At 32.9% G+C, this 422-nt stretch carries 1 protein-coding gene; it reads left to right on the top strand.

All coding sequences use genetic code 11. The annotated features are described in order from the left end of the window. Positions 1-215, top strand: a 215-nt coding sequence (locus ACWIX0_RS14235) for a hypothetical protein (RefSeq protein ID WP_454174623.1), incomplete at its 5' end; no start/stop codon positions are given. Positions 216-422 lie beyond the last annotated feature (207 nt).

Below are 422 nucleotides of genomic sequence, written 5' to 3'. Positions count from 1 at the left end.
ATAAAAACACCATATCAAGTGAGGACAATGAAACAAAATTTAGCGAAGTTGAATTTGATATATTTAGTTTTAGAGAACAACTTTTACCATTTATCGATGGCTATGCTAAAACATTCAACAAAACCCCCTCCACTCTCAAACTCTATGAGGGCTACATACATTCTAGTGGATTAGAGTATTTAGCACCATTTGGGGAGAATTATATAAAGAGGTAAAACGGAATGACAAATGTTGGCATTTGCTTCCTTAAGCAAATCATAAGTCATTTATTGTATGATAAATTACATTAAACAATTTTTCGGTATTATGTTGCTTTTCATCTCTAAATAAGGAGTATCCCAAATGTCAAACCCCACAAGTCCCATAAACACAAAAAATGGTGCAAATCCCACAAACGCTAGCAAATCTTTTATCAACGATAC

Source organism: Helicobacter sp. T3_23-1059, from assembly GCF_053654515.1.
Note: the sequence above shows the minus strand (reverse complement) of the source record. Positions and strands in the feature narration are given on the sequence as shown.